The organism is Cutibacterium sp. KBN10P07758 (genome assembly GCF_050286205.1).
In the GTDB taxonomy this organism is placed as follows: Bacteria; Actinomycetota; Actinomycetes; order Propionibacteriales; family Propionibacteriaceae; genus Cutibacterium; species Cutibacterium acnes.
In genome coordinates, this window is sequence record NZ_JBNNQV010000001.1 from 1,282,675 (window position 1) to 1,295,878 (window position 13,204).

Consider the following 13,204-nt stretch of genomic DNA (forward strand, 5'->3'; position numbering starts at 1 on the left):
TTCCCTCCCGACCTTGATGGCCGGGGTTTGGCTGTGTGAGTCACCAACTTACTGCCTTCGGGCGTGATGCTACCGCTCAGATGTCATTGCGCGCTGTCTGCTGACTTGACAGGTGTGATACACAAGGGGGCGAATGTTGTGCGGTCGCAGCTCGCAGCAAGCGAGTTGTCGACGTCTCGAGTCCTTACTGGAAGGTGACCATGGCTACCGATTATGACGCTCCGCGTAAGACTGATGAGGAGGTCAGTGAGGACTCCATCGAGGAGCTCAAGAACCAGCGCAACGATAAGAACTCTGGAAAGGTCGACGAGGACGAGGTCGAGGCCGCTGAGACTTTCGAGCTGCCCGGTGCTGACCTTTCCCATGAGGAGTTGACGGTTCGTGTCCTTCCTCGTCAGTCCGGCGAATTTACCTGTGCGTCGTGCTTTCTCGTCAAGGGACGTTCTCAGCTAGCTGAGGAGCGCGACGGCCAGTTTTACTGCGTCGACTGCGTTTGATCTCCTAGGAGAACGAACGGACCCCCGCCCAGAGTGGCGGGGGTCCGTTGCTGTTGTCACGGGAGACGATCAGTCGTCGTCTTCGGCATTGAGATTCTTGCCTGTGATGGGGTTGACAGCGCTGAACTTCATCCAACGTTTATTGACGAAGCGGTGCATGAGCAGTTGAGATCCGGCAATGCCGATGCCGCTAGCGAGCGCCCACGAAAGTGCCTTCGTCGTCGAGATCTCGGGGTCGTCGGGTTGAGGGGTCTCCTCGTCGCCAGTGACATATTTCCACACGCCTTCGACGACCTTCTGACTCACAATGGTGGTGACCGCGCCAAGGGCGCCGGCGTAAACCTTCCATAGGATCTTTTCTGGGATCATGTTGTCATCATATGGCGTGACGGTCCGTCGATTAGGCTGTGATGGTGAATTTCCCTTCAGGATCAGTGGTCTACTCCGAGAGGCTCTGGGCGCCGTTGTCGTGGTGGCTTATTGGGGCTGCGGTGGCGCTTTCGCTCATCGTCGCAATTGGAGCATGGACGAGCCTGGCTACCGGGGGCATCGTGGCTGTCATCGTTGTGGTGGTAGTCGTCGCGGCTTTCATCAAGGCTGGAAGCGTGCGGATTGTGGTCACTGAAGAAGGATTTGGCGTTGGGCGTTCCTGGATTGAGTGGCATTGGGTCGATCGGGTGCGGGGTATGGATGCCCAGACCATGAACTCGGTGATGCGGTCCAGCCATCAGGTGGGGTCGTTTTTGGTGACTCGGCCGTGGATTAGATCTGGGCTCGTTTTGAGGCTTGCCGACCCTGCTGATCCTCATCAGGCGTGGATCGTGAGTACACGTCGTCCTGGCAAGCTGGCGGCCATTGTCGGTGAGTACATTGTGGTGCCGGGATCCCCGTCCAGCTCCGAGAACTTGTCTGAGAACTCTATGGAGGACAACCATGGCTGATGTCGTTGTGCCCACTGTGGCGGTTCCCGAGGCGATGCCTCGATATGCCATGCCTGGCGATGCCGGGGCCGACCTCACCTGCCGCCACGATGTCGATCTAGCCCCTGGGGAACGGGCGATGGTTGAGACGGGAGTGCGTGTCGCCCTGCCTGACGGTTATGTCGGGTTCGTCAATCCCCGGTCGGGCTTAGCCGCGCGTCACGGACTATCGATCGTCAATGCGCCTGGAACGATCGATTCCGGGTACCGCGGGCAGATTAATGTGCTGCTCGTCAATACCGATCCGCGGGAGCCAGTACATCTTGATGCTGGTTCCAGGATCGCCCAACTCGTCGTCGTCCCGGTAGCGGAGGCGATCTTTGAGCCGGTCGAGGATCTCGACGATACTGAGCGCGGGCAAGGAGGCTACGGTTCCACCGGCGTTTCTGCTATGCCTCCGGTTGACGGATAGACTGCATTCGTTGACACCACAGTGTCGGTCGAGGAAGGACACAATGTTCGGTCGCAAGAAGCGTAACGACGACGTCGAGACGGATGAAGTCATCGACGAGGATTTCGAAACTACTGAGGAGGCTCCGGACGACCTCGACGCCAAGGAGGCCCCCGAAGAGGATGAGTCCAGTGAGGAGGAAGACACCTCCGCCTACCGAATCAACCTCGATCGCGAAGACGGCCCCTTCGATATTGACGAGGTTGATCTCGACGCTGACGACGTTGAGCGGATCGACTTCGGCTCCCTCATCGTTACCCCATTTGAGAATATGCAGATGCAGATCCAGCTGGATCAGACCTCGGGTGCTGTGCAGAGCCTGCTCGTCGTCCAGGGCAATTCGGCTATTGAGATTGCTCTGTTTGCCGCTCCCGCTTCAACCCTCATGATCGATGAGGTCCATGAGGAGATGGTGCGAGGAACCGAAGCCCAGGGGGGTGAGGCCAACGTCGGTCCTGGCCCGATGGGTGCTGAGCTGCGCCGTATCGTTCCGATGAAGGGCCCTGATGGTGAGGACGGCTACCACGTCTCCCGCACCTGGTTGGCCCAAGGGCCGCGCTGGTTGCTGCGTGGTGTCCTTATGGGCGAGTCGGCATTGGGCGAGAAGCTCGATGCTACCGGGCAATTGCTGCTGGAGTTCTTCTGCAACCTTGTGGTGCATCGTGACGACAGCCCGCGCGTCCCTGGCGACGTTATCCCCTTGAGGGTGCCTGAGGGGTTGCGTCCAGAGGAGTCCTGATCATGGTTCGAGGCACCGATGCTCGTGCTCATCGTGAGTCGAAGCTTCGTCGAGTGCTGCACCGTGTGACGGCGTCCAATGAGGCCCTAGCTGATGACGATCTGCAGCGTTCTAGTCTTGATGCTGGGGCTTCGACGATTGCCGAGGCTAAATTGCGTACTCGCGCATCCCTCCAAGGCCGCATCGAGGTGCTGACCCTGAACCCACGTGGGAGTAATCGGTGGTTGGAAGCGGAGCTCAGGGATGGCACCGGTGCGGTGACTCTCATTTGGATGGGGCGCAGGCGCATTCCCGGTCTGCGGGCTGGTCGGCACGTGAACGTTGAGGGGATGATCACCGAGGCTGATGGACATCGGGTTATATACAACCCCAGGTACACAATTCTTCCCGACTGAGAAGTAGCTTCGGCGGGCCTTGCGATTTCCGTTCGCCTCACGGCCTAGTCAACTCCCACTGGGCGTGAGGTTTGTCATGGTTAGCGTGGCGCTAGCAGGTCAACCAGATCGGGCTCGTAATTGGGCGAGATCATAAAGAGCAGCTCATCGCCAGCTTCCAACGCGGCCTCACGCTCGGGCGCTCGGCCTTGCCCATCGCGGATAATGGCGACTAGAACTGCGTCTCCTGGCATCGAGATGTCTCGAATACGATCACCGACTCGGGGTGAATTGTCAGGCAGGGTGAGCTCCACAAGGTTCGCGCGTCCCTTCTGGAAGGTAAACAGGCGCACCAATTCACCGACGGTAACGGCTTCCTCGACTAAAGCAGCCATTAGCCGAGGGGTTGAAACGGCAACATCGACGCCCCACACCTGGTCGAACATCCACTCGTTCCCGGGGTGATTGACACGGGCAACTGTCCTTGGTACCCCAAACTCAGTCTTCGCGAGCAGGGAGTGTACTAGATTGACCTTGTCATCGCCCGTGGCTGAAATAGCGATATCACAGTTGTCAATGCGGGCCTCTTCCAAGGTAGCCAGCTCACATGCGTCTGCGCACAGCCACTCCGCCTCGGGAACGGTGTCGGGCTTCATAGCTTTCGGGTTCTTGTCGATAAGCAGGATTTGGTGTCCATGAGCGGTGAGCTCACGGGCAATGGATCGGCCGACATTGCCGGCTCCAACGATGACGATTCTCACGATTCTCCTTGCCTCGGGTGAACGGCGTTGTCCGTGACGATCAACGTTTGACCGGCGGCTTGGCCAATAGGCCCTCGATTTCGGTGATGCGCTCGACCTCGACTGCGGCATAGACTACGTCGCCATCCTGCAGCAAGGTGGCTCCGTCGGGGACCATGCCTTGACCGAATCTCAATAAAAATGGCAGCGGGGTGTGGATGCGCTCCTGAATAGCGGAGATTTTCATCCCGACCCAGTCGGTATGGGTGTTGACACGGATCAAACGGACCTGGCCGGATGGGTCGCGCCACGCCGGCTCAGATCCCTCCGGCATGAGACTGCGCAACACTTGGTCGGCAGCCCACCGCACGGTAGCTACCGTGGGGATCCCAAGACGCTCATAGACTTCAGCCCGGCCCTGGTCGTAGATGCGGGCGACGACGTTGTCGATGCCGAATTCCTCGCGAACCACTCTGGCAGACAGGACGTTGGAATTGTCGCCACTGGAAACAGCGGCGAATCCATCAGCTTCTCGAATTCCAGCTTTTTCGAGTACAGAACGGTCGAATCCGACGCCTTTGACTGTGCGCCCTTTAAAGTCAGGTCCTAAGCGGCGAAACGAGTTATCGTCAATGTCAATCACTGACACGTCGTGCCCGCGCTTTTCCAAGAGGATGGCTAAGCTTGATCCAACTCGGCCGCACCCCATAATGATGATGTGCACGTGACCCCTCCTCATGGGTGGCACTGGCACCCATCTGTGTCGTAGTTGTCGGTGCTATTGTGCCGCGTTCTGGTCTAGCTGTCTCGTTTGCGGGCGTTTGTCGACCTGACGATGATGAGGTTGCCGGATGGGATGGTGGTGGCGACGTGCCGATGATGTCGTACGCAAGTAGAGTGGCCCGCCGTGAAGGTTTTCCAAGCCGTCAAAAGGGTGCTCATCGGGCGCAAACTCGAGAGCAGTGCGCTGGGCGAGACTCTCCTTCCGAAGCGGATCGCGCTGCCCGTGTTCGCCTCCGACGCGCTCTCGAGCGTGGCATACGCTCCCGACGAGATCCTTATTACCTTGTCTTTGGCTGGTACTGCTGGGTTCGCGTTCTCGTGGAAAATTGGTATTGCCGTCGCCTTGGTCATGCTCATCGTGGTAATGAGCTACCGCCAGACAGTGCACGCTTACCCCTCAGGCGGTGGCGATTATGAGGTTGCGACAGCCAACCTGAGTCCACGTTTTGGGCTCGTGGTGGCCAGCGCGCTTCTCGTCGATTATGTGCTGACAGTGGCCGTTTCGGTGTCGTCGGGTGTCCAGAACGCCGAGGCGATGATCCCCGGACTCGCTGGTCATGAAGGTGTTGCAGCGGCCGTCGTTATAGCCATTCTCACCGCCATGAATTTACGAGGCGTGAGGGAATCAGGAACATTCTTTGCTGTCCCCACCTATGCCTTCATGATCTCGGTGATCTGCATGGTGGTGTGGGGCCTCACGAGGATCTTCGTCCTAGGAGACAATCTTCGCGCCCCAACCGCAGATTTCACCGTCGTCGGTGCACCGAAGTACACCGGCTTGGTCGGTGTTGCTTTCGTCGTTCTTATGGCGCGTACTTTCTCGTCAGGCTGTGCCGCATTGACAGGGGTCGAGGCGATCTCCAACGGCGTGCCGTCTTTTCGTGAACCGAAGTCAAAGAACGCCGCCACGACGTTGGCGATGCTTGGCGGGATTGCTGTCTCGATGCTTATGGGCATTCTCGTCTTGGCCAGTGTCACCGGTGTCAAGATGTTCGATGAGACGGGGGAGTCACATCTCGTCGATACGCATGGACACGCTGTTAAAGAGCAAGTGACGGTTGTTGGTCAGTTGGCGCGCACCGTCTTCTATGACTCGTTCAAACCGGGCTTCTACATCATGATCGTCTGTACGATGATCATCTTGTTCTTGGCTGCCAACACCGCCTTCAACGGTTTCCCGGTGCTGGGCTCGATCCTCGCCCGTGACGGCTTCCTGCCGCGTCGTCTCCATGCCCGCGGTGACCGTCTCGCCTACTCCAACGGCATCTTGACCCTTGCCACCGGTGCCATCATTTTAGTGCTGGTCTTTAACGCCTCCGTGACAGCGCTTATCCAGCTTTACGTAGTTGGAGTTTTTATCTCCTTCACGGTGAGCCAGACCGGCATGATGCGCCACTGGACGCGCCTGTTGCGTACCGATACTTCGGCCGGGACCAAGGAACGTCGCCGCTGGCAGCACTCAAGGATCATTAACGGCATTGGCTTGGTCGGGACCGGTATCGTTCTGATCATCATCTTGGCGTCGAAGTTCATTCATGGCGCTTATCTGGCGCTTATTGCGATGGCCGTGGTGTACGTGCTCATGACGTCGATTAAGAAGCATTACGACTCGGTGGCCCGCGAGTTGGAGCTCAATAGCCCGTCTGATCGCGCCTTGCCCTCGCGCGTACATGCGGTGATCATGATTTCTGACCTCAACAAGCCGACGATGAGGGCTATACAGTTCGCGAAGGCTACTGTCCCAACTTTCTTGGAGGCTGTCATCGTCGACGTTGACTCCGACGCTACGGAGCGCCTGCTGGAGCGCTGGGACGAGGAGGACATCGACATCCCCCTCAGGATCATTGCTTCCCCATATCGCGAGATCACCAACCCGTTAATCGATCACATTCGCCGTATCCGCAGCGAAAATCCGCGAGACATGGTCGAGGTCTTTATTCCGGAGTACGTCGTTGGCCACTGGTGGGAACATCTGCTGCACAACCAGACGGCGCTCGTCGCGCGTGCCCGGCTACACTTTATGCCGGGTGTGCTTATCTCCTCAGTTCCTTACCAGTTGCGTAGCTCGGCGATTCTCGAAAAGCGTTGGAAGCGTAACGATCCTCGTTCTTGGCGTGATCCTGGTGCCACCATCACTCCCCGGCGTTGAGATGCCACCGAGGGCCTTAGACTTAGATAAATGCATGAGTCTGTTGGTGCGTCCCAGGGCGATGAATTCGACCTTGGCATGGGCAATATCGCTCACGGTGGTTATTGCGTGGCGCGTCTCGATGGCAGGGTAGTCTTCGTCCGCGGCGCGTTGCCGGGGGAGGAGGTCCGGGTTCGGCTGACCGACATATCGAAGGCTTCGCACTGGTTTGGACAGGCTGTCGACGTCATCTCGGCCGATTCGCATCGCGTTGTTCCGCCATGCCCAGTGGCGGGAGAGTGTGGGGGTTGCGACTTCCAACACGTCGATGTTGAGTTTCAGCGCGAGCTTAAGCGGCGTGTCGTCGCTGAGCAACTCAGTCGCCTCGCTGGGATTAAGTGGGCGGGGACTGTGGAGGCTGTTACCGGTTCCTCCGATGGTCTGGGCTGGCGTACGCGCATGCAGTATCGCAGCCTCAACCAGCGTCCAGCGCTGCGTCGTCATCGTAGTCATGATTTAGTACAAGTTCCCGAAGGCGGTTGCCCGATCGCGCACCCTGCGGGCCGCCCTGCTGCTGAAGCTGCCTGTAATACGGCTGAGCACGCGATTGTCATGGTGACTAGTTGTCTAAGCGAGGATCCGGAAGTGAGCGTCATCGCAGATGGGCAGCTTGTTGCTGGCGGTGAGACAATGACAGCTCGTGTTGGCCAGCGTCGGTGGAAGGTCGGCGCTGGTGGGTTTTGGCAGGTGCATCCGGGGGCTGCTGAAGCCTTGGCGGATGCAGTTATCGGTAGCCTGGAACCCCAGCAGGGTGACGAAGCTCTTGATCTGTATTGCGGTGTTGGACTCTTCGCAGGACTCTTGGCCGATCGTGGAGTTCGAGTCCGTGGTGTTGAGGTATCGCGTCAGGCAGTTGCGTTGGCGCGACGCAATGTGCCGGGCGGCCGTTTCACCGCTGGCCGCGTGGAGCGAGTGCTACCTCGGATGGCGCCTAAAGCCAACATTGTGGTGCTGGATCCGCCACGCAAGGGTGCTGGGAAAACTGTCGTCCAGGCTGTGGCTCGGACTTCGCCTCGGGCGATCGCTCATGTCGCCTGTGACCCGGCCGCCTTGGCTCGCGATCTGCACTTGTTCGACGTCAACGGGTATCTGCCTCGATCAATCCGTGCTTTTGACGTCTTCCCGATGACTCATCACGTCGAAGCCGTGGCGATTCTGGAACCGAAGATCTGAGATGACAGGTCCAGTTCCGAAATGTCCGCTACGTCCCGGGGATCCATGCAGTCTGTGTCAGCTGTACGTGACGGGTCCGCAAGATTGCGGGTTGGTGTACCTCGTTATGGGCGACGATGCTCTGCGAGATGAGCTCGTGAAGTCGAGAAAAGCAGCATGCAGAAAGGCAAACAAGCTACCGGAGGTCAGCCCTCTTGATACGACGGACGATGATGAGTTAGGTACAGATCCCCGACTCGAAGGACTCGACTGAGTATACATTCCCAACTAAGCCTTCCCTTAGTTGGAGGTGGCTTCTCGACAAGGTATCTTGACGTCAAGATACCTTGTTCCGCCACGAGGGCGGGACTCGACGCGAGATGATGAGAACCGCATCGACCAGTCAGGAGTCCACATGAGTGTCAACAGCTTCAACGCGAGGCGAATCCTCGACGTCGACGGCCAGTCTTACGAGATCTACGACATCACCAAGGTTGATGGTTCCGACAACCTTCCGTATAGCCTCAAGGTTCTGCTTGAGAACCTGTTACGCACCGAGGATGGCGCCAACATCACGGCCGAGCAGATCACTGAACTAGGTCATTGGGACGCCGACGCCCAGCCGTCCAAGGAGATCCAGTTCACTCCGGCCCGCGTTATTATGCAGGACTTCACCGGCGTGCCTTGTATCGTCGACTTGGCCACCATGCGCGAGGCTGTTGCCGACCTCGGTGGTGATCCCCGCAAGGTCAACCCACTGTCACCAGCAGAGATGGTCATTGACCACTCCGTCATCGTTGAGCGCTTTGGCACTCCGGAAGCCTTCGAGCAGAACAAGGACATCGAGTACCAGCGCAACCGTGAGCGTTACCAGTTCCTACGTTGGGGCCAGAGCGCGTTCGAGAACTTCCGCGTCGTTCCGCCGGGCACTGGCATCGTTCACCAGGTCAACATCGAACACCTTGCCCGGGTGACCTTCATCCGTGACGACGACGGCACCAAAGTCGCCTACCCAGATACCTGTGTGGGCACCGACTCCCACACCACCATGGTCAACGGGCTAGGCGTCGTTGGCTGGGGTGTTGGCGGCATCGAGGCCGAGGCCGCCATGCTCGGTCAGCCAGTCTCCATGTTGGTTCCGCGCGTCGTTGGCTTCAAGCTCTCCGGTGAGCTGTCCGATGGCGTCACCGCCACCGACCTCGTCTTGACGATCACCCAGATGCTGCGTGAGCATAAGGTCGTCGGTAAATTCGTCGAGTTTTACGGTCCTGGCGTTGCTGCTGTGCCGCTAGCTAACCGCGCTACGTTGGGCAATATGAGCCCCGAATACGGGTCGACTATTGCTGTCTTTCCGATCGACGATGTCACCCTGGACTACCTGCGTCTTACCGGTCGCGACGAGTCCCAGGTCAAGCTCGTCGAGGCCTATGCTAAGGCCCAGGGTATGTGGCACGATCCGCAGCATGAGGCCCGCTATTCCGAATACATAGAGCTCGACCTCTCAACGGTCAAGCCCTCCATCGCTGGCCCGAAGCGCCCGCAGGATCGCATCCTTATCTCTGAGGCCAAGGAATCTTTCGAAAAGACTGTTGGTGACTACACCACCAACCCTGGTGCGGCCGTTCCCGTTACCCTCGCTGACGGTCGCTCCTTCGAGCTACGCAACGGTGCCGTGACGGTCGCCGCTATCACCTCGTGTACCAATACTTCGAACCCGAGCGTCATGATCGCTGCCGGTCTCGTTGCCAAGAAGGCCCACGAGTTGGGCTTGGCTCCGAAGCCGTGGGTCAAGACGTCGCTGGCTCCGGGCTCCCAAGTCGTCACTGACTACTTTGAGCGTGCGGGGCTTTCTGAACATCTTGCTGCGATGGGTTTTGACCTCGTTGGCTATGGCTGCACTACCTGTATTGGCAACACCGGCCCGCTTATTCCTGAAGTCTCGGCTGCCATCAATGAGAACGATCTGGCCGTCACGGCCGTCCTGTCTGGCAACCGCAACTTCGAGGGTCGCATCAGCCCCGACGTCACGATGAACTACCTAGCCAGCCCTCCGCTGGTTGTCATCTACTCGATTGCCGGCACTATGGACATCGACCTCAACAATGACGTTCTCGCCACCACCCCGGATGGTCGTGAGGTTCGTTTGGTTGATCTGTGGCCCTCTACCGAGGAGATTGAGGAGATCGTCGGGTCGTCTATCTCCGCCGAGATGTACTCAGAGCGTTACGCTGACGTCTTCGATGGCGGTCCGCGCTGGAAGGAGCTCGATACCCCCGAGGGTGAGACCTTCGCTTGGGACCCGGCTTCTACCTATGTACGCAAGCTACCGATCTTTGACGGTATGAAGGCTGAGCCGGAGCCGGTTGGTGACATCACTGGCGCTCGCGTGCTGCTCAAGCTGGGTGACTCGGTAACCACTGACCACATTTCCCCGGCGGGCAACATTAAGTCTGATTCTCCGGCCGGCCAGTGGTTGGCCGGCAATGGCGTCGAGTGCCGCGACTTCAACTCCTATGGTTCCCGGCGTGGGAATCACGAGGTCATGATGCGTGGTACCTTCGCTAATATCCGGCTGCGCAATCAGCTTGCCTCAGGAACTGAGGGTGGCTTCACCCGTGATTTCACCAAGGCTGACGGGCCTGTCACGACGGTGTACGACGCCTCGGTGAATTACCGCGAGCAAGGCATCCCGTTGGTCGTCTTGGGTGGTAAGGAGTACGGTTCTGGTTCCTCGCGCGACTGGGCTGCCAAAGGCACCCAGCTGCTCGGTGTCAAGGCGGTTATCGCTGAGAGTTACGAGCGCATCCACCGCTCCAACCTCATCGGAATGGGCGTCCTGCCGCTGCAGTTCCCGGAGGGCCAATCAGCCGCTTCCCTCGGTCTGACTGGCGAGGAAACCTTCGAGATTACCGGTGTTGACAAGATTAACGAGATGATCCCGGAGGCGGTCCACGTCAAGGCCGTCAACGATGAGGTCGTCGAGTTTGACGCGGTCGTGCGCATTGACACCCCTGGAGAACGGCTGTACTACCTCAACGGTGGCATCTTGCAGTATGTGCTGAGGAACATGGCACGTAGTTGATGTACTGGGGCGGGAATCGGGTGGTTCCCGCCCCATATTGTGTTCGAGATTGTGTTCGACCCTCAGATATCCTTCAGTAATAAGACCCGCCTCTTGTCCTCAAGGCAGTGCGGGGTTGGCCCTTCCCTCGTGATCGGCCGGCCAGCCCCAGTTTCTGCGGGTAGCGGTGAGGAACTTGGCCCGGCTCACTCTCAGCTATGCGCGGCGGTCTTTGGCCCCATCCGCGCGGGCCCACTCCATCTCTGAGAAGGAGACGAGATAGTGAGCGTGAGGCGAAATGGAGCGCTAAGGAGGCACAGTGTGACAGCGGTAGGTCCTAAGATGCCACGTATGGCTCTTCTCGACGACATCGGCTGTCCCGACGACGTGAGGAAACTCACCACTAAGCAGGCCGAGGATCTCGCCGAGGAAATTCGTGCCTTCCTTATCGACAAAGTATCGCGTACCGGTGGTCACCTCGGGCCGAATCTCGGCGTCGTTGAGTTGACGATCGCCTTGCACCGGGTGTTCGACTCACCCCACGACCCCATCATCTTTGACACCGGTCACCAGAGCTACGTCCATAAGATCCTTACCGGGCGCGCGAACGGTTTTGAGAAGCTGCGCCAGCGTGGGGGACTTTCCGGGTATCCCAGTCGCGCGGAATCTGTCCATGATTGGGTGGAAAACTCCCACGCTTCGGCCTCGTTGTCTTGGGCCGAGGGCATGGCCAAGGGATTTCTTTCTCAGGGCGAGGATCGCACCGTCGTCGCCGTCATTGGTGACGGAGCGTTGACGGGTGGAATGGCATGGGAGGCGCTGAACTCCATCGCCGACCAGCAGGGCCTTCGTCTAGTCATTGTCGTTAACGACAATGGCCGTTCCTACACCCCGACAGTGGGGGGTTTGGCGAACCAACTTGCCATTATCCGCACTGATCCTCACTACGAGGAAGCTCTCGACCGGATGAAGCGGCATGTCACCGACAAGCCACTCGGCAAGCAGGTTTTCGGTCTCATGCATGCCGCTAAGGCCGGTGTTAAAGACGCCCTCATCGGCAATGGGATTTTCTCCGATTTGGGTATCAAGTACCTCGGCCCGGTTGATGGCCACGATGTCCTCTCTGTCGAACGAGCCCTCGAGCTTGCTAAGCGCTATGGGCATCCCGTCATCGTCCATGTCATGACGACCAAGGGCAAGGGATTTGCTGCTGCTGAGGCTAATGAGGAGGATCATTTTCACGCTGTCGGAAGGATTGACCCAGTCACTGGTGCATCTCTTAAGGCTTCGGGTGGTGCTTCGTGGACCCAGGCTTTTGCTGGCGCCATGGTTGAGTTGGGGGAGAGGCGCCCCGATATTGTCGGGGTGACCGCCGCCATGCTTCACCCCGTCGGTCTCGCACCGTTCGCAGCCCGACACCCGGATCGGGTTCTCGATGTCGGTATCGCCGAGCAGCATGCGGTGACATCTGCTGCTGGCATGGCCGCCGCAGGGTTACACCCCGTTGTGGCTCTCTACTCGACCTTCCTTAATCGTGCTTTTGACCAGCTCCTTATGGATGCCGGGTTGCACCATGCGGGTGTGACTATCGTGCTGGATCGGGCTGGTATCACAGGTACTGACGGCGCATCTCACAACGGTATGTGGGATATGGCTATGTGCGGGATTGTTCCTGGTCTGATGCTGTCGGCCCCACGTGACCGTCAGCACCTCGTGTCCGTGCTCAATGAAGCCGTCGACATTGACGACCGTCCTACAGTCATCCGGTATTCCAAGGACCCCATACCTGACGACATCCGCATTGTGACCTCCCATGACGGTCTCGACGTGTTGTGTGATGGTCCTGAGGATGGGATTCTTCTCGTCGCCCACGGTCAGCTTTGTGCAGAGGCTCTCGCTGCAGTAGATCAACTCGACTCCCCGGTTCGCGTCGTCAGCCCCAGGTGGTCTCTCCCCGTGTGTGGCGGGCTTATTGAGGAAGCTGCAAGAGCTCGCGCAGTCGTTAGTGTTGAAGACGGGCTAGTCGTTTCCGGGCTCGGATCTCATTTGGCTGATGCGTTGTCGCAGCGGGGTATGTGGCGACCGATACGTAGCCTCGGCATTCCGCAGCGCTACCTCGATCACGACTCGCGTTCGGCAATCATGGCTGAGCTTGGTTTAGATTCTCGAGGTATCGCTGATGCCGTCAGCCAACTGGTTGCCCAACTTGATGGTGAGTACTCGTGAAGGGGATGCCGGG

13 protein-coding genes are annotated in these 13,204 nt (G+C 58.7%); 10 read left to right on the forward strand and 3 right to left on the reverse strand.

Annotated features, from left to right (window positions below; genetic code table 11):
* Positions 1 to 200: 200 nt before the first annotated feature.
* On the forward strand, positions 201 to 497 hold the full coding sequence (locus ACOYO3_RS06295; protein ID WP_002515578.1) for a DUF4193 domain-containing protein: 297 nt from the start codon (positions 201 to 203) through the stop codon (positions 495 to 497).
* Positions 498 to 566: 69 nt separating this feature from the next.
* Here the strand turns inward: ACOYO3_RS06295 and ACOYO3_RS06300 are convergent, their stop codons facing one another.
* Positions 567 to 866 carry a DUF4235 domain-containing protein gene (locus tag ACOYO3_RS06300; protein WP_002515515.1) on the reverse strand — a complete coding sequence of 100 codons (300 nt, stop codon included), beginning with the start codon at positions 864 to 866 and terminating at the stop codon, positions 567 to 569.
* A 41-nt stretch (positions 867 to 907) separates the two neighbouring features.
* Here ACOYO3_RS06300 and ACOYO3_RS06305 point away from each other — a divergent pair, with 41 nt between their 5' ends.
* The 4 genes from ACOYO3_RS06305 to ACOYO3_RS06320 are packed head-to-tail and all read left to right on the forward strand — an operon-like array spanning position 908 to position 3,062.
* Positions 908 to 1,438: a DUF3093 domain-containing protein gene (locus ACOYO3_RS06305; protein ID WP_002517731.1), complete on the forward strand. Its 531-nt coding sequence runs from the start codon at positions 908 to 910 to the stop codon at positions 1,436 to 1,438.
* Positions 1,431 to 1,889, forward strand: a complete 459-nt coding sequence (dut, locus tag ACOYO3_RS06310; protein ID WP_002517815.1) for a dUTP diphosphatase — start codon at positions 1,431 to 1,433, stop codon at positions 1,887 to 1,889. The genes ACOYO3_RS06305 and dut overlap by 8 nt, the downstream gene beginning before the upstream one ends.
* Before the next feature lie 43 nt (positions 1,890 to 1,932).
* Positions 1,933 to 2,667, forward strand: a complete 735-nt coding sequence (locus tag ACOYO3_RS06315; RefSeq protein ID WP_002515495.1) for a DUF3710 domain-containing protein — start codon at positions 1,933 to 1,935, stop codon at positions 2,665 to 2,667.
* 2 nt (positions 2,668 to 2,669) lie between these two features.
* Positions 2,670 to 3,062 carry an OB-fold nucleic acid binding domain-containing protein gene (locus tag ACOYO3_RS06320; protein WP_002515558.1) on the forward strand — a complete coding sequence of 131 codons (393 nt, stop codon included), beginning with the start codon at positions 2,670 to 2,672 and terminating at the stop codon, positions 3,060 to 3,062.
* Between the two features lie 80 nt (positions 3,063 to 3,142).
* On the opposite strand, the gene ACOYO3_RS06325 is transcribed toward ACOYO3_RS06320, so the two are convergent.
* Both ACOYO3_RS06325 and ACOYO3_RS06330 read right to left on the reverse strand, forming a co-directional pair.
* Entirely contained in the window at positions 3,143 to 3,802 is a 660-nt protein-coding gene (locus ACOYO3_RS06325; protein WP_002515588.1) for a potassium channel family protein, read from the reverse strand.
* A 40-nt stretch (positions 3,803 to 3,842) separates the two neighbouring features.
* A complete protein-coding gene (locus tag ACOYO3_RS06330; RefSeq protein ID WP_002518994.1) occupies positions 3,843 to 4,520 on the reverse strand; it encodes a potassium channel family protein in 678 nt (225 codons plus the stop codon).
* Positions 4,521 to 4,688: 168 nt separating this feature from the next.
* Here ACOYO3_RS06330 and ACOYO3_RS06335 point away from each other — a divergent pair, with 168 nt between their 5' ends.
* The 5 genes from ACOYO3_RS06335 to dxs all read left to right on the forward strand — a co-directional run bounded on the left by ACOYO3_RS06335 (position 4,689) and on the right by dxs (position 13,191).
* A complete protein-coding gene (locus ACOYO3_RS06335) occupies positions 4,689 to 6,713 on the forward strand; it encodes an APC family permease (RefSeq protein WP_002515643.1) in 2,025 nt (674 codons plus the stop codon).
* Positions 6,714 to 6,743: 30 nt separating this feature from the next.
* Positions 6,744 to 7,925 carry a class I SAM-dependent RNA methyltransferase gene (locus ACOYO3_RS06340; protein WP_002515454.1) on the forward strand — a complete coding sequence of 394 codons (1,182 nt, stop codon included), beginning with the start codon at positions 6,744 to 6,746 and terminating at the stop codon, positions 7,923 to 7,925.
* Between the two features lies 1 nt (position 7,926).
* The gene (locus ACOYO3_RS06345; RefSeq protein WP_073842160.1) at positions 7,927 to 8,178 is read left to right on the forward strand and encodes a DUF6767 domain-containing protein; all 252 of its coding nucleotides are present in this window, start codon (positions 7,927 to 7,929) and stop codon (positions 8,176 to 8,178) included.
* Between the two features lie 141 nt (positions 8,179 to 8,319).
* Positions 8,320 to 10,986, forward strand: a complete 2,667-nt coding sequence (acnA, locus tag ACOYO3_RS06350) for an aconitate hydratase AcnA (RefSeq protein WP_002517957.1) — start codon at positions 8,320 to 8,322, stop codon at positions 10,984 to 10,986.
* Positions 10,987 to 11,316: 330 nt separating this feature from the next.
* A complete protein-coding gene (gene dxs / locus ACOYO3_RS06355) occupies positions 11,317 to 13,191 on the forward strand; it encodes a 1-deoxy-D-xylulose-5-phosphate synthase (RefSeq protein ID WP_002518991.1) in 1,875 nt (624 codons plus the stop codon).
* Positions 13,192 to 13,204: the final 13 nt, after the last annotated feature.